We start from the raw sequence: 15,538 nt of genomic DNA on the forward strand, positions 1-15,538 counted from the left end.
AAGCGATCCCTGAACCTGTTGGTCAAAGCCGAATATCTTCGGGCCCCTGGATAAGCGCTTCAATGTGCGTGCCCGTCGCGCGCTCTTCGTTGCTGAACCCGTCATAGTCGGCCAGGTTGGCGAACTGAATGCCGGTCAGTTGTTCGATTTGCAGCACGCTGCGGCGGTAGGTTCTGAGCTGGCCAAACATCAGGTCCAACTGATCCAGCTCGCGGCTTTGGTCGATCATATAGGCGCTGGCGGACGGTTTTCCGTCATCGCCCAGATAGGCGACCACTTTCCAGAACGCCTTGGGGATTTTGACGCCACGGTAGACACGGTCATCAGCCGCCAGCACCGGGCCGGTAAACACCGTGGCTCGGGCTTTCCAGCGCCGAGTGTTGTCGAGAATGTAGTCCTCGAGTTCCAGCCAGGTCTTCTGGTTGAACGCGCTCATCTGTGGCGAGCAGTTAGTGAAGTGGAAGGTGTCGAGGTTGGCGAGGGTCGCTTCTTCGCCCCAATTGGGGTCTTGTCGGCGCACCAGGTGGCCACGGTCCAGGCCATTACTGGCGTAGAGCTCGTCGCCCACCTGGGCGCTGACGGGCAGGCGGCCGTCGTAGGCCCAGCTATCGTTGCTGCGGGGCACCTCTACCTGCTGGCCGCCGTCGATATTGACGCCAACGTAGAGCGCCAGTCGTCGGGAGCGTGACATGGTCACTGAGAAATGCAGGTAGTCCAGCCGTGTGCCTCCGGTGTCCAGCGCTTGTACGTCGCCAGCCAGTGCCTCATCGACCGTGGGCCAAGGCACGACGAAGCTGCTGAGGAAGTCGTCGGCGTAGCCGTGCCGGTCTTGCAGGTCCTTGGCCGGCGTGACCTTTTTGGTCGCGGCCCTGGCTTCCATCAGCGTCATTGTCGGGCTGGCTGGGATCAAGGGTCGCAGGTCGGCGAGCCGAGGACGGTGCGACAGGTCGACTTTGGCTTTACGTGCAGGCATGGAGGTGCTCCTTGCTGGGCCTTGGATAACACAACTGCAACACAGGTTTATGACAATTGACGTCACGCGCTTACCCGCGGCGACTATCCTGAAGGGGTCGCCTGGATCTTCACCACGAGTCTAAAGGGAGCTGGTCAATGTGTGTTCGCCATGGTCGTAATCCGATTTTCTGCCTTATCCCCCCGTATATGCTCGATCAAATCGCGCGCAACGGCGATAAAGCCCAGCGCGACTGTGCGTTACGCACCCGCGCCAAGGACAGCACGTTCCGTTCGTTGCGCATGCTCGCGCTGCCGGCCAAAGGTCCAGCCCACATGGCCCTGGCGATGGCTGCTTCAAAGCGGCGGTCGATCTACAGCGCCGATGGCACCGATAGCCTGCCCGGCAAGCTGATCCGTGGCGAAGGGCAACCCGCCAGCGGTGATGCGGCGGTGGACGAGGCCTATGACGGTTTGGGCGCCACGTTCGACTTTTTCGAGCAGGTATTTGACCGTAACTCCATCGACGATGCCGGCCTGGCGCTGGACGCGACCGTGCACTTTGGCCAGAGCTATAACAATGCGTTCTGGAATTCGACCCAAATGGTCTTTGGTGATGGGGATCAGCAGCTGTTCAATCGGTTCACCATCGCGCTTGATGTGATTGGCCATGAGTTGGCTCATGGCGTCACCGAGGATGAGGCCAAGCTGATGTATTTCAATCAATCCGGTGCGTTGAATGAGTCGCTGTCGGACGTGTTCGGCTCGCTGATCAAGCAATATGCGTTGAAACAAAAGGCAGAGGACGCCGATTGGTTGATCGGCAAAGGGTTGTTTACCAAAAAGATCAAAGGCGTTGCCCTGCGCTCGATGAAAGCGCCCGGTACTGCATTCGACGATAAGCTGTTGGGTAAAGACCCTCAACCCGGGCATATGGATGATTTTGTGCAGACCTATGACGACAATGGCGGGGTGCATATCAATTCCGGCATCCCCAACCATGCGTTCTATCAGGTGGCCACATTGATCGGCGGGTTTGCCTGGGAGCGGGCAGGGCGCATCTGGTACGACGCCTTGCGCGACCCGCGTTTGCGGCCGAACTCGGGGTTTCTGCGGTTTGCGCGGATTACCTACGATATCGCCGGTCGGCTTTATGGTGCGAACAAGGATGAGCAGAAGGCGGTCAAGGAAGGCTGGAAAGCGGTGGGCATTGATGTCTGACAACACGCTTTGACAGTGAGGAACAGTGATGCATATCTCGATTTCGGAAAACGGCGGTCCGGCGTTTTTTCCCGGCTTGTCCAAACCCCGCACTGTGGAGGTGGGCACCTTGACTGAGCAGGACCAGCAAGAGTTGCGGCAACTGATCGAGGCTTCAGACTTTTTTCAGTTGCCGCAAAGTGCCCTGCCGACCTCCACCCATCCCGGCCAGGTGCATTACACCTTGACGGTAGCGGAGGGCGGGCTTGAGCACACGGTCTGCGTGCTGGCCCCGGTGAAGTCCCAGGCGCTGGATGGGCTGGTGCAGTGTGTGCGTCGACATATCCGGGGCTGAGGCGCAGTGAAAGGCTGATGCCCTCCAGCTTCTAGTTCACCCGGGGCGCCGCCTTGATGGCCATGTACTCATTCTTGATCTGCTCAAAACCATATTTCTCTTCAAGCCGTTTGACGATGAAGTGCCCCCGCGCCATGTCCTGATAGAAATGGGTGAACAGTGCGTTGATCGTCGCCCCGGTAAAGGCCCCCATCACGGGAACGGCCTGCGCCGCGAACTTGCTGGAAATGGTAAAGCCAAAACGTGTCGCGACGTTGTCGATCAAAATCGCCAGCCATTTCCCGGCTTGCCCCGGGGACAGGCTGCCGATGGCTTTGGAGCCCTGCTTGGCGGCTATCCCCGCGAGCTCCTTCGACAGTTGTTGCATGGCCTGGGTGGTGAAACTGCGGGTCATGTAGTAGCCCGTCTCCGTCGCATCGTCGGCCTGGCTGTTGCCCCCCATGGCAAACACCTCGATGCACGCCTGCTTGGTCGCAAAGTCTCCCAGGTCGAAACCTTCGCTGCGCGCCACGTCGGCGACCGAGCGCATCATGATGGTGGTGGAGATAGGCAGCTCGACAAACAGTGCCGCAAAACCGAAGGCCCCGCCGATAGCGCCCGAGGTCGCTGCGTAGACCTTGTGCAGCCGGGTCGAGGCGGGCTTTTTCGGGCGGTTGTCCAGGCTCTTCAGCGCCGCACCGGCGGATGAATGCAGCGCCGCCGCCACGGCGCCGTTGATCCTTTTTGAAACCGCCCCCGGCAATGCCTTTATCGCGCTTTCAATGGGTGAACCGATCATGCCGGACAGCCTCGCTGTCAGGGAAGGTGACTCCAGCAAGCCGACGGCCCGCTTGAGATCCTGGTAGTCCTCGGGGTTGTCTCTGATGCTCACAGGCGTCTCCATGAAATTTTTTCGGCTCTCATAAGGCAAAGACCCGCGAGGAGGGCCATCGTGCCGTCACGCTTTACCCATTCTTTACCTGCGCTTGTGCTTCGTTCGCCAGCGGGTCGGTTAGGCTGCCAGATCATCTTGATCTGGACGTGCGCGTGAATCGAATGAACCTTCAACCTCGGTACTGGCTGGCTGTGGGCGCCTTGGTGGGTAGCCTGGGATTGATCTCCGGTTGTGCGGGCGACCCGCCAAACCCGCGAGCCGAATTTACCGAACGGGTCAATAAAGAGCTGGGCACCGCCTATCAACCGTCCCACTACGAAACGGCCGGCTGGGGCGCAACCTGGCAACTCGATCAGCAATCGGTGGACGTTGCGTGGCTGGCGCCGGTGACCCATGAGCAGATGCCCTTGATTATTTACTTGCCAGGCTTGGGTGAGTCGGCCTCGGGCGGCGTGCAGTGGCGCAAGGCATGGGCGCAGGCCGGTTATGCGGTGCTGTCGGTTCAGGGGCACGCCCATGATCAGTCGATTTTTGCGTCGCAGCAGGCGGTGTATGGCGATTTTCGCGGGATGGCGAGCAGTCATTACTCAGCCGCTGCCTTACGCGACAGGCTGACCACATTGCAAAAAGTCCTGGCCGAGGTTCGGGCGCGGGCCGCCAAAGGCGATGCGCAACTGGCTGCCATCGACTGGAACCAGGTCGTGGTGGCCGGTTTTGATTTTGGAGCGCAGACCGCTGAGGCACTGGCCGGGGCGCTGGAACCTGGCGCCGCGTCGGGCGTTGCGGTTCAGCCTAAAGCGGTGTTGCTGCTCAGCCCTTATGTGGAAGTCGGCACCCGGCCTGAAGTGTTCGCCCGGATAGCAGCGCCGGTGCTGTCGATGACCGGTCAGCAGGATGAAGATCCGTTCAACTGGGTGAGTTCTTATCGCCAGCGAGAAGTGTTGGGAGAGTCGCTGACGGCAGTGGGCAGTGTTCAGTTGGAATTGAACAGTGCGACACACAAGACCTTGTCCGGTAGCGAGTTATTCAGCCGGCCGGCGAAAAAGGCCGACAAGGGCAGTGAGCCGCCCGGCGATGCGCCCAAAGGTCGAGGGCACAAGCACGGCCCCAAACCTGGCGGCGGTAGCCCGATGGCGGGCGAACCGGCTCCGGACCCCAAGCAAGTGGCGGCGATTCAGGCCGTTGGTGTGGCATTTCTGGATAGCCGCATCAAACACAACCCTGCGGCCACTGAATGGTTGCACAACGGCGCGCCAGCCTGGCTGGGTGAGGCGGGGCGGTTGAAGTAGCGTGAGGCGCGGCCGCTCTAGGCATCGCCCAATCGATACACCGTCGCGCTCCAATACTGGCTGCCGTCACGCGTTTGGCGAACCCATCCATCGGCCAGCAGTTGTTTGGCGATCATTCGGTTCATAAAACCATGCCCGAGCAGCAGAACCGGCCCTTCGCTGGCAACCGACTGCAGGCGCTGGGCTGCCGTGCTGGCGCGTAGCTTTGCAGCGGCGGCGGACTCGACGTCGCGCGCGTAACCGCACAGCCATAAGACGCGAAGGATAAACGCCCAGGTAAACGGCGACAGCCGTGGCAAATGCCAGCGAACAAAAGGCAGTTGCGCTTCACAGAAAAGCACGTCGACGAAAGCGGGCTTCAGCCCGAGTGCCTGGACCGAGGCCAGTGCACGCGGCGCGCTGCTCGAGACAATCACCGTGGCGGTTGCAGCGAGCCGCAAGCTGGCATCCGGGACGGGTTGGTGGGTGATTTCGGACTGGTTGTAGCGTTCGATCCAGCCTTCCATCTCAAGTCCCGACAGTTTGTCGGTGCCGAGCAGCTTTGGCTGCCCGTGGCGCATCAGGATTATTTCTCTACTCACGGTGGGTTGACGTCCTTGTACTGATGCGGCGAATGGATAGGTGCGGCCGTTCGGTGTGCAGAGTAAACGAAGGGCGTTGCGTTGCAGAGGGTATTTTTCAAAAGTAAACCTGGCGATTGAGCAGGTCCCGGGCCCGGTCGAGCGTGCGATTATGACGTTGATGCTGGGTGCTGCGGCGTACTAAGCGCGGGTCATTCATTTTACGGCGGCTGCATTTTTTGCCACGCTCGCGCGGGCCGCAGTGGATTCGCTACTATGTGGTTCACTGAACCCCGCCCGCCGTACCCGTTGGAGCCTCGAATGCCAAGCCAGAAGGACATCACCGCCGAGAGCGGCGCACCGATGATTCCTGATCAGCGCCGTGAGCTGATCCTGCGTCAGTTGCGCAAGCATCAAGTGCTGAGTGTTCATCAGTTGATGGAGATGTTCGACTGCTCACACATGACCGTGCGGCGCGATATCGCGTTGCTGGAGCAGGAAGGCCGGGCGTATTCGGTCACCGGTGGAGTGCGCATTGCCAGTCAGCTTCACAGCGAGCCGAGCCATCAGCTCAAGGCCGTGGTCGAGTTGCCGCAGAAGCAAGCCATGGCCAGGCTCGCCGCGCGCTTGCTGCGTGCAGACATGACGATTTACCTGGATGCAGGCACCAGCACGCTGGAGATCGTGCCTTACATCAAGGCACTCGCCGGCATGACGGTGGTGACCAACGACTTCGGGGTGGTGCAGGCGCTGATGGACGCCCCGCAAGTGACGGTGATTCACACCGGCGGGCAGTTGGATCACTCCAACCATTCGTGTGTCGGCGGGCTGGCGGTGGCCACCCTGCGCCAGGTGGTCACCGACATCGCCTTCATCTCCACCAGTTCCTGGGACCTGCGGCGTGGCATAACCACCCCTTCGGCGTTGAAGGTGGAGGTCAAGCAGGTCGCCATGCAGTCGGCGTCGCAAGTGGTGCTGGTGGCCAGCAGTTCCAAGTACGGCACCTTCAGCATGTACAAGATCGCTGGGCTTGAGCAGTTCGATATCGTCATCAGTGACGCAGCGTTGGCGCCCGCCGCGGCGGACGGCATACGCAAGCAAGGAGTCGAACTGATGTTGCCGTCCGACCTCACACCGGCCTAACGCACCTTCTCGGTCTGCTGCATAAACTGCCCCAACTCCTTCGTATAGAACTTCGCCATGCCGGTGGTGCCATGGCCACGGGTTTCTGCGCTGGCCGGAATCAGCAGCAACCGCGCATCCTTGAGTTCGCGCATCGAGGCTTCCAGGCGCCCGGTTTCCGGTGGGTTGCGTTCGTCGTCCGCCGAGTTGATGACCAGTACCGGGGCCTGGATTTTGTTCAAGCCTGGCGTTGCGTTGTAGTCGGCAGACGATTGCCACTGGTAGATAAAGTCGTTGGCGTCGGCGGTTTGCGGCGCGTTGAGGCGCTCATCCACCAGCTTGTCGGCCTGGGCCCGGGTAGGCGCCGCTGCCTGATAGGCCAGGTCGCCACCGCTGGTGCCGACGCTGAACAGCGCGTTGGCGAGGCGTAAGGACGGCGGTTGCACGCTGTAGTTGCCGTTGTTCCACGCCGGGTCCTGCTTGATCGACTCCACCAACAGCCGGCGCATCATCCAGTTGCGTGACGACATCTCGGTGGGCTGTGAGGCCATGGGCACCAGCGCGTCCATCATCTGTGGCCAAGTCTGGCCCCACATCCAGGTCTGCATGCCGCCCATGGAGTTGCCGATGACCAGGCGCAGGTGCTTGACCCCCAGGCCCTCGGTGACCAGCCGGTACTGGGCCTGGACCATATCCGTGTAGTTGTACTCGGGGAATTTGGTGCGCAGGCCGTCCGAGGGCTTGCTCGATTGACCGACGCCAATCCCGTCGGTGGAAATGATGTAGTACTTGCTGGCGTCCAGCGGCTGCCCGGGGCCGAACAATTCGCCACCGAAATCCTTGCTCAGCACATCACTGCCGGGCCGATACGTGCCGTGCAGGTAGAGGATGGCCGGATGCTTCGGGTTGCCAAGGGTGACGTAGTGCAGCTTCAGGTTGGCGAGCTTTTCACCGGTGTGGAAGGTGAACTCGGGGGCTACCCAGTCGCCTTCGGTCGCGGCCGGCAACGGCGCGGCGCTCACAGTGGAACCGGTAACAACCAGCGAAAACAGCAGCCCGATAGCGGGCCGGGAAGCGAAGCGCTGCATGGGAAGTGTCCTGTTGTTTTTGTTCTGGGAGCCCCTGCGCGAGCGGCGCGCAGGGGAGGGTAGCGTTGTTTAGCGTGCCTTCCAGTCGCGCAACCATTGCAGGCCGGCCGAGGTGTCGCCGCGCGGTCGATATTCGCAGCCTATCCAGCCGTCATACCCCAGTTCGTCGATCAGCTGGAACAGGTAAGGGTAATTCAGCTCACCGAGGTTCGGTTCATGCCGGTCAGGCACGCCGGCAATCTGGATATGGCCAATGCCGTCCATGTCGCGACGCAGCTTGACGGCCAGGTCGCCCTCGACGATCTGGCAGTGATAGCAGTCAAACTGCACCTTCAAGTTACTGGCACCGACCTCCTTGCAGATGGCCTGTGCCTGATCCTGGCGGTTGAGGAAAAACCCCGGCATGTCCCGGGTGTTGATCGGTTCCAGTAACACCGTGATGCCGGCCTGCTGCGCCTGGGCGGCAGCGTAGGCGAGGTTTTCCAGGTACACGCCATGGTGGCGCGCACGGTCGCTTTCCGAAGGCAGCAAGCCGGCCATCACATGGACGCGGGTATTGCCCAGCACGGCGGCGTATTCCAACGCCCGGTCGAAACCTGAGCGAAACTCGTCCTCGCGACCCGGCAAGGTCACGATGCCGCGCTCGCCCGCCGCCCAATCACCGGGCGGCGCGTTGAACAGGGCTTGTACCAGGCCGTTGTCGGTCAGGCGTTGTTGCAGTTCCTGGGGGCTGTACTCATAGGGAAAGAGGTACTCCACCGCTTCGAAACCATCGGCGGCGGCCGCGGCGAAGCGCTCCAGAAATGGATGTTCGGGGTAGAGCATGCTCAGGTTGGCAGCAAAGCGAGGCATGTGAGCTCCTTCAGACAAAAGGCCAGATCAACAGGGTGATAAGGAAGCCCAGGGTGCCCAGGAGGGTGGTGATCACCGTCCAGGTACGCAAGCCGTCAGCCACGTTGAGGCCGGCCAGTTTAGTAAAAATCCAATAACCGGCGTCGTTGATGTGCGACATCGCCAGCCCGCCACCGCCCATGGCCAGGCACAGCAGCGCCATATGGTTGGGCGTCAGGTTGAGCGTGGCAATCAACGGGCTGATGATACCCGCAGTCGTCACCAGTGCCACGGTGGTCGAACCCTGCACCGCGCGCAGCAACATGGTCAGCAAAAAGCCCAGTGCCAGCACCGGCAGCCCGGTGGTGCGCAGCAGGTCGGAGACCACCGCACCGATCCCGGTGTCCACCAGCACTTTGCCGAACACGCCGCCGGCCCCGGCGATCAGGATCACCATGGCCACGCCCGGCAATGCCGAGCCGATCACATCAGACACCTGGGTACGGCTCCAGCCGCGACGGGAGCCGAGCAACCAGGCACACAGCAAGGTGTCGAGCAGCAACGCCACCAGCGGCGCGCCGAGGACGGTCATGATCGCCCGCAGGGTCGATTCGATAGGCAGCAGCGACGTCGCCAGGGTGCCCAGCAGAATCAGGATTATGGGCAACAGGATCAGGCTGACGATCAGCCCAAAGCCCGGCGCCGGGGCGGGTGGCAGCTTGGCAACGATACTGCTGGTGGACTCTTCCAGGCCCATATGCGCGACGGCCCCGGCAGCCTGTTCGACGTTCTGGGCGTTGCCGTTGTGCCAGGCGCGCAGGTCGTCGTTAGTCACATGGGGGCCGTAGACTTCGGCACGGATATCATCGGACATCGGGTAGAAACGCCGTGTCATGCGGCCCGCCACGCGGTAACCGACGTAGCACAGGAATGCCGTGAGCGGCAGCCCGAACATCAGTACCCGGCCGAGGTCAGCGCCCAGTTGGCTGGCGGCCGCCACGGCACCCGGATGCGGTGGCAGGAACGCATGCACCGTGAGCAACGCCGCGCACATCGGCAAGGCAAACATCAGCAGCGGTTTGCGCGCGCGGCGGGCGACGCCGTACGCCAGGGGCATCAGGATGATCACCCCCACTTCGAAGAACACCGGCACACCGATGATGAAGCCGGCAACGGTCAGCGCCAGTGGCGTGCGCCGATTACCGAAGCGTTCGATCAGGGTTTTCGCCAGCGCCTCGGCACCGCCGGACAGTTCGATGATGCGCCCGATCATGGCGCCCAGGGCGATGATGATTGCGATGTGGCCGAGGGTCTTGCCCATCCCGCCTTCGATGGTGGCGACCAGGTCGGCCGGTTTCACCCCGGCGACCAAGGCCACCAGGATGCTCACCAGCATCAGCGCCACAAACGGCTGGAATTTGTACTTGAGGACGAGGAACAGCAGGAGCGTGATCCCAAGGCCCGCGGTTGCCATCAGAATAAGTGGGCTCATAGCATCCACCCGCCGCGCAGAACGTGTGAAAGGTGGGTGCCACTGTAAGCGTCAACACTGCAGTAGGGCTGGGTCATGCTGGAATGTCCTGTTGTTTTTATTGTTCAGGCACGTTGTCGCGACAGCTTGGCTGCCTCTCGTCGCGAAGGCGTGCATCAAGGGCGTTGCGGGTAAATCCCGAGGCCTACCACTGGGCGCCGAACGTCTCCCGCAGTTCGTTCAGTGCGGCCTGGTCCAGTGGCGCCGGTCGCGGGTTGCTCATCAGCCAAAGCCGGGCGGTTTCTTCGAGTTCTTCCAGGGCGTAACTGGCCCTGGACACGGAGCTTTCCCAGACCACCGGGCCCAGGCGTTCGAGCATCACGCCGCGCACGCGGTTGGCCAGTTGTGCCACCTGTTCGGCGACATTGGGGGCGCCAGGGCGTTGATAGTTGATCAACGGGATATGGCCGACTTTCATCACCTGATACGGCGTGAGCGGCGGCAGGATGTCGTCCTGGCTCCACACGCCGGCCAGCGTCAGGGCCACCAGGTGTGTGGAATGGGTATGCACCACGCCACCAACCCCAGGGTTGCGATCGTAGACCTGGCGATGCAGGGCCAGGGTTTTTGACGGCTTGTCGCCCGATACCCATTTGCCGGCCAGATCGACCTTGGCAATCGCCGCAGGGTCCAGGCGCCCAAGGCAGGCGTCGGTGGGGGTGATCAGCCAGCCGTCGTCGAGCCGGGCGCTGATGTTGCCGGCGCTGCCCACGGTATATCCGCGCTGGTAGAGGCTGTGCCCAACCGTGCAAATCTCCTCGCGCAGGGCGTTTTCGCGACTCATTGCGCACCTCCGGTCAATTGCTTCAGGGCCTTGTCGAAAAAGTCCCGGCCGCCGAAGTTGCCTGACTTGAGGGCCAGCGCCAGCGGCTCGGCGGTGTTGCTGACAGTGGCTGGTACGCCGGGGTCGATCTGCGCGCCAATCTGCAACAGGTGTACGCCGAGGGCTTTAACCACGGCGCCGGAGGTTTCACCACCGGCGACCACAAAGCGCCGCACACCGCTGTCGCGAAGGGCTTGGGCGATGGCGCCCAAGGCGCTCTCCACCAACTCGCCGGCACGCTCGACGCCCAGTTGCTGCTGGACCGCCTTGACCTCGTCCGGGGTGCTGGTGGCGTAGATCAATACGGTGTGTGGCTGGTTGCGTGCAAAAGCCACGGCGTTGGCCACCACCGGCTCACCGGCCGCGAGCGCCAGCGGGTCAATGCGCAGCGCTGGCCGCCCGGCCTCGATCCACGCGGCTACCTGGCCGTTGGTGGCAATCGACGCACTGCCGGCCAGCACCACTTCGCCGCCTTCTACCGTGGGCAGCGAGGCCGGGTCGAAGTCGCGCAGCTTGCCGGCGCGGCGGAAATTTTCCGGAAGCCCCAGGGCCAGGCCCGAGCCGCCGGTCAGCAGGGGCAAATCGGCGCAGGCGGCACCGAGGGTATAAAGGTCCTGGTCAGACAGCGCATCGGCTACTGCCATGCCGACACCTTGGGCGCGCAACTCGGCGATCTTCTCGCGTACTTGCGCAACGCCCTGGGCGATGCTGTCGTAGCGCAGCAGGCCAACCTTGTGGGAGGTTTGCGATTGCAGCACGCGCACCAGGTTGGCATCGGTCATGGGCGTCAGTGGATGGTGCTGCATGCCCGACTCATTGAGTAATTGGTCTTGCACGAACAGATGACCACGGAAAATCGTCCGGCCGTTTTCCGGAAACGCCGGGCAGGCGAGGGTGAAATCACTGCCCAGCGCCGTGAGCAGTGCTTCGCTGACCTGGCCGATATTGCCGGCAGAGGTCGAGTCGAATGTGGAGCAGTACTTGAAGAAAATCTGCTCGCAACCCTGTGCGCGCAACCATTCCAGGGCCGCCAATGAATCGGCGACGGCCTCTGCAACGGGCAGGGTGCGGGATTTCAGGGCAATGACGATTGCATCGGCGTCCAGCCCGGCCGCGACTTCGTCGCTCGGGATGCCAATGCTCTGCACGGTACGCATTCCGCCGCGCACCAGCATGTTGGCGAGGTCGGTGGCCCCGGTGAAATCGTCGGCGATGCAGCCCAGCAATGGGCGTGCGGCAGGTCGGTTCATGGAGCAGTCCTTATACGGAGTCGGGCTTGGCAACCGGCAGTTCGATGCCCGGGAAAATCTTGATCACCGCCGAATCGTCCTCACGCCCGAAACCGGCACTGGAGGCCTGCATGAACATCTGGTGCGCGGTGGCCGACAGCGGCAGCGGGAACTTGCTGGCCCGGGCGGTATCCAGCACCAGGCCCAGGTCCTTGACGAAAATATCCACGGCGGATAACGGGGTGTAATCGGCCTTGAGAATGTGCGGCACACGGTTCTCGAACATCCAGGAATTGCCGGCGCTGTGGGTGATCACCTCATACAAGGCGTCGGCGTCGACCCCCTCGCGCAGCCCCAATGCCATCGCTTCGGCGGAGGCCGCAATGTGCACGCCTGCCAGCAACTGGTTGATGATCTTGACCTTGGAGCCCAGGCCATGCACGTCGCCCAGTCGATAGACCTTGCCGGCCATGCCCGCGAGTACGTCATCAGCCTTGGCGTAGGCCTCGGCCGGGCCGGAAGTCATCATGGTCATTTCGCCGGCTGCTGCCTTGGCCGCACCACCGGAGATGGGTGCGTCCAGGTACAGCAACCCGACGTCTGCCAGGCGCTTGCCCAGCTCCACCGCATAGGTCGGTGCCACCGTGGCGCAGCCAATCACCAGGCTTCCCGGGCGCAATGCAGCCGCCGCCGAGTGCTCGCCAAACAGCACGGTCTCGGTCTGTTCGGCATTGACCACCACGGTGATGATCACATCGCATTCATCCGCCATCTGCTTTGGCGAGTTGCAGGCGATGCCGCCTTCGCTGGCGAACTGTTGTGTGACGGCTTCACGCACATCACAGGCATGCACATTGAAGCCGTTGCGCAGCAACGAGCGGGCAATGCCCAGGCCCATCGCGCCAAGTCCGATAACGCCTACGTTCTTATTATTCATGGGGGTTCCTGTTTTGTGGTCAGGGGGCGATACGTGTTGGGCTGATAATCCACCAGTGATCGGATTATGTGAAGTTATTTTTTTTAAATAACATATTTTAACATCGCTGGATCGTACCCTAGGCCAGGGCGGTGCCAGGTAAAGCGCAGGAACGGTGGGCGCTTGGTCGACCCGCTGCGGCAGGTTGGAACATTGCGCACCCGCGAGGGTCACTGATTAAAGATCTGAGCAGAGGACGCTGGCGTTGTCAGGCCGCTGTTTTCAGGTTGACGGCTATCGTGGTTTGGAGATGATTGAACCCCATAGCGTCCTGACGTCTTTTGGCTGAAATTTTTAATGTGTCTTAAAGGGGATTAACATTAATAGACTGACTGTTGAGGAAATTTCAGCGATTGCTGAGATAGAAGCCACCTCTAGCATTTTGAGGCTTACCGCTCGGTTGACGGATATGCGGTTCGCCGCCATTTCAAAAATGACGGATACCCACTGGATAGCATGTGCCGTGCACGATGAGTTGCACTTTGGCTTAGGGGCAGGCGAAGAGTTTTTAGTAGAAGCTACCCTCTGCAACGAACTGCGCGCCAGTCGAAAACCAATTGTCATCGAACATGCCAGTTTCGACCCCGTATTTTCAGAGCATCCATTGCCGAAACATTACGGTTTCGAAAGCTATGTTTCGCTGCCTATTGTGCTGGCAGACGGCACTTTTTTCGGTACGTTGTGTGCCTTGGACTCGTTACCGAAAAAGCTCCAAAATCCTGAAATGATTGAGCTTTTAGCTATTTTTACGCGGCTGATAAGTACCACGCTGGACGTTCAGCGCGGAAGTGGCGGGGCGGCACTTCAGAAGGTCTGAATTGCCTTTGTGCCTCTGGGCGACGGCCGCCCTTTTTGGCGATGCTCAGCGGTCTTCAGCGGGCGTAAAAACGCATTAAATTGACGTCAAATAAAAAGTCTGACTGGTGGTGTTTAGTTCCGTAACTGACAGCCGATAGCGCCTTTAGAGCCCACTGCTCTGAAGGGGTACGTCATGTTCAATAAAACGTTAAAAACAGAACTGGCGGCCAGGACGGCCGATGTTGCAGGGTACAAAGGATTGATGGCTGCACTTGAGCGCTCGATGGCCGTGGTCGAATTCGACTTGAACGGCAAGGTACTTCGCGCCAATGATAACTTCTTGCAGGCTTTGGGATATCGCCCGGATGAATGGAGTACAAAGTCACATCGGGACTTTTGCTTGCCTGCCTTGACGAGCAGCGCAGCGTACAGCGAATTTTGGGCCGAGCTTCGGGCTGGAAAATTCGTCTCCGGCACCTTTCAGAGGGTCCATAAAGACGGGCAGACTGTCTGGCTGGAGGCCAGTTATAACCCGGTGCTGGACGAGCGTGGCCAGGTGTTGAAAATCGTCAAGTACGCGCTTGTCGTCACAGACAAAGTGGCACAGGAGGCCGCCACCCGCAGCAAGCTCGCGGCGCTGGACCGGGCCATGGCGGTGATCGAGTTCGACCTGAGCGGTAATGTATTGGTCGCCAACGAAAACTTTCTGAATGTCATGGGTTATGGGCTGGCGGAACTCAAGGGCAAGCATCACCGCCTGTTTTGCGAACCCGCCCTGGTTAACAGCAATGAGTACACCGACTTCTGGCGTCGCCTGAATGCGGGCGAGTTTTTCAGCGGGCAATTTAAACGCCTCGGCAAGCACGGCCGTGTCGTGTGGCTGGAGGCAAGCTATAACCCGGTCTATGACGCTGACGGCAAGTTAACCAAGATCGTCAAGTTCGCCAGTGATATCACCGAGCGGGTCGAGAAATTCGAGGCCGACTCCCGCGGAGCTTCTCGGGCTTACCATATTTCTGCCGAGACGGAGAAGTTTGCCGAGCAGGGCACTCAGGTCATTCAAGAGACCGCCAGTGAGATGCGCCGCATTGCCGAAAACATCGGCGCGTCTGCGCGCTTGGTGGGGCAACTGGGGGATCGTTCCGAGCAGATCACCGCGATCGTCAATACCATTCGCGGGATCGCCGACCAGACCAACCTGCTGGCACTCAATGCGGCCATCGAGGCCGCCCGCGCAGGGGATCAAGGGCGGGGGTTTGCGGTCGTCGCCGATGAGGTCAGGCAACTGGCGGGACGCACCAGTCGCTCAACGGCGGAAATTTCCGAGATGATCAGCAAGATACTCGCCGAGACACGGGACGCGGTGGTCAGCATGAACACCACGCAGGAAGGCGCGCAGCGCGGCGTTACGCTGGCCGATCAAGCTGGCTCGGTAATTTTGCAGATTCGCAATGGCACCAGTGACGCGGTCGAGGCGGTAAGCATGTTCGCTTCCAAGCTGGATGAATCGGAAGTGATTCCAAAGACCGCGATCAGTTGGGTGGGGTAGAGCCTCGCTTTGTGCGAGCGCCCGCCTTGGTCTTGACGTCGAACCGGGTATGAAAAAAAACGCCACTCATTGAGTGGCGTTTTTTTTTGCCGGCGCGGTGTGTGGTTCAGGGATTACCCTCAGCGAAATGCCGGTACCACGTGCCTGATAAACATCTCCAGGGATTTTTTCTTCTCCGCGTGGGGCAAGCTGTTATCACACCAGAAGCTGAACTCGTCGACACCCAACTCCTGGTAATACCGGATGCGCGGGATGATTTCTTCCGGCGTGCCAATCATCGCGGTCTTGTGCAAGCTCTCCAGTTCAAACTCCGGGCGGCCGGCGAATAGAGTGATGTGCGTTGCCTTGCGGCAAGCTGACAA

At 60.9% G+C, this 15,538-nt stretch carries 14 protein-coding genes and 3 pseudogenes; 7 read left to right on the plus strand and 10 right to left on the minus strand.

All coding sequences use genetic code 11. From position 1 onward, the window contains the following. Positions 1 to 22 precede the first annotated feature (22 nt). Entirely contained in the window at positions 23 to 973 is a 951-nt protein-coding gene (locus CEC48_RS09150) for a DNA/RNA non-specific endonuclease (RefSeq protein ID WP_088423443.1), read from the minus strand. 137 nt (positions 974 to 1,110) lie between these two features. Between CEC48_RS09150 and CEC48_RS09155 the strand changes: the two genes are divergently transcribed. Further along, positions 1,111 to 2,172: a M4 family metallopeptidase gene (locus CEC48_RS09155; protein ID WP_088423444.1), complete on the plus strand. Its 1,062-nt coding sequence runs from the start codon at positions 1,111 to 1,113 to the stop codon at positions 2,170 to 2,172. 28 nt (positions 2,173 to 2,200) lie between these two features. Continuing rightward, positions 2,201 to 2,506: a protealysin inhibitor emfourin gene (locus tag CEC48_RS09160; protein WP_088423445.1), complete on the plus strand. Its 306-nt coding sequence runs from the start codon at positions 2,201 to 2,203 to the stop codon at positions 2,504 to 2,506. 31 nt (positions 2,507 to 2,537) lie between these two features. Here CEC48_RS09160 and CEC48_RS09165 read toward each other — a convergent pair whose 3' ends face one another. Beyond that, positions 2,538 to 3,389: an EcsC family protein gene (locus CEC48_RS09165; RefSeq protein WP_088423446.1), complete on the minus strand. Its 852-nt coding sequence runs from the start codon at positions 3,387 to 3,389 to the stop codon at positions 2,538 to 2,540. A 152-nt stretch (positions 3,390 to 3,541) separates the two neighbouring features. Between CEC48_RS09165 and CEC48_RS09170 the strand changes: the two genes are divergently transcribed. Beyond that, on the plus strand, positions 3,542 to 4,669 hold the full coding sequence (locus CEC48_RS09170) for an alpha/beta hydrolase (RefSeq protein WP_088423447.1): 1,128 nt from the start codon (positions 3,542 to 3,544) through the stop codon (positions 4,667 to 4,669). Positions 4,670 to 4,686: 17 nt separating this feature from the next. Here the strand turns inward: CEC48_RS09170 and CEC48_RS09175 are convergent, their stop codons facing one another. Beyond that, complete coding sequence (locus CEC48_RS09175) at positions 4,687 to 5,229, minus strand: histidine phosphatase family protein (RefSeq protein WP_088423448.1); 543 nt, start codon at positions 5,227 to 5,229, stop codon at positions 4,687 to 4,689. A 321-nt stretch (positions 5,230 to 5,550) separates the two neighbouring features. Here CEC48_RS09175 and CEC48_RS09180 point away from each other — a divergent pair, with 321 nt between their 5' ends. Further along, positions 5,551 to 6,372 carry a DeoR/GlpR family DNA-binding transcription regulator gene (locus CEC48_RS09180; protein ID WP_088423449.1) on the plus strand — a complete coding sequence of 274 codons (822 nt, stop codon included), beginning with the start codon at positions 5,551 to 5,553 and terminating at the stop codon, positions 6,370 to 6,372. Here CEC48_RS09180 and CEC48_RS09185 read toward each other — a convergent pair. The 6 genes from CEC48_RS09185 to ltnD form a co-directional block, all read right to left on the minus strand. Further along, on the minus strand, positions 6,369 to 7,439 hold the full coding sequence (locus CEC48_RS09185; protein ID WP_088423450.1) for an alpha/beta fold hydrolase: 1,071 nt from the start codon (positions 7,437 to 7,439) through the stop codon (positions 6,369 to 6,371). The two genes, CEC48_RS09180 and CEC48_RS09185, sit on opposite strands and share 4 nt — an antisense overlap. Before the next feature lie 69 nt (positions 7,440 to 7,508). Further along, a complete protein-coding gene (gene otnI, locus CEC48_RS09190; RefSeq protein ID WP_088423451.1) occupies positions 7,509 to 8,291 on the minus strand; it encodes a 2-oxo-tetronate isomerase in 783 nt (260 codons plus the stop codon). Between the two features lie 10 nt (positions 8,292 to 8,301). Further along, entirely contained in the window at positions 8,302 to 9,762 is a 1,461-nt protein-coding gene (locus CEC48_RS09195) for an SLC13 family permease (RefSeq protein ID WP_088423452.1), read from the minus strand. Between the two features lie 184 nt (positions 9,763 to 9,946). Then, complete coding sequence (locus tag CEC48_RS09200; RefSeq protein ID WP_088423453.1) at positions 9,947 to 10,585, minus strand: aldolase; 639 nt, start codon at positions 10,583 to 10,585, stop codon at positions 9,947 to 9,949. Beyond that, positions 10,582 to 11,874 carry a 3-oxo-tetronate kinase gene (gene otnK / locus CEC48_RS09205; RefSeq protein WP_088423454.1) on the minus strand — a complete coding sequence of 431 codons (1,293 nt, stop codon included), beginning with the start codon at positions 11,872 to 11,874 and terminating at the stop codon, positions 10,582 to 10,584. Before otnK ends, CEC48_RS09200 begins: the two co-directional genes overlap by 4 nt. Before the next feature lie 10 nt (positions 11,875 to 11,884). Beyond that, on the minus strand, positions 11,885 to 12,850 hold the full coding sequence (ltnD, locus tag CEC48_RS09210) for an L-threonate dehydrogenase (RefSeq protein WP_256579692.1): 966 nt from the start codon (positions 12,848 to 12,850) through the stop codon (positions 11,885 to 11,887). 292 nt (positions 12,851 to 13,142) lie between these two features. Here ltnD and CEC48_RS09215 point away from each other — a divergent pair, with 292 nt between their 5' ends. The 3 genes and pseudogenes from CEC48_RS09215 to CEC48_RS32130 all read left to right on the plus strand — a co-directional run. Further along, positions 13,143 to 13,646 (plus strand): GAF domain-containing protein, encoded by a 504-nt coding sequence (locus tag CEC48_RS09215; RefSeq protein ID WP_088423456.1) that lies wholly within the window; start codon positions 13,143 to 13,145, stop codon positions 13,644 to 13,646. A gap of 243 nt (positions 13,647 to 13,889) precedes the next feature. Further along, positions 13,890 to 14,585, plus strand: a pseudogene (locus CEC48_RS32125) (PAS domain-containing protein); the annotation flags it as partial. 117 nt (positions 14,586 to 14,702) lie between these two features. Further along, positions 14,703 to 15,176: pseudogene (locus CEC48_RS32130) on the plus strand (methyl-accepting chemotaxis protein); the annotation flags it as partial. A 119-nt stretch (positions 15,177 to 15,295) separates the two neighbouring features. Here the strand turns inward: CEC48_RS32130 and CEC48_RS09225 are convergent. Beyond that, a pseudogene (locus tag CEC48_RS09225) lies at positions 15,296 to 15,502 on the minus strand (LLM class flavin-dependent oxidoreductase); the annotation flags it as partial. Positions 15,503 to 15,538 lie beyond the last annotated feature (36 nt).

Origin of the sequence: Pseudomonas sp. K2I15, from assembly GCF_002204795.1 — a bacterium.
In the GTDB taxonomy this organism is placed as follows: Bacteria; Pseudomonadota; Gammaproteobacteria; order Pseudomonadales; family Pseudomonadaceae; genus Aquipseudomonas.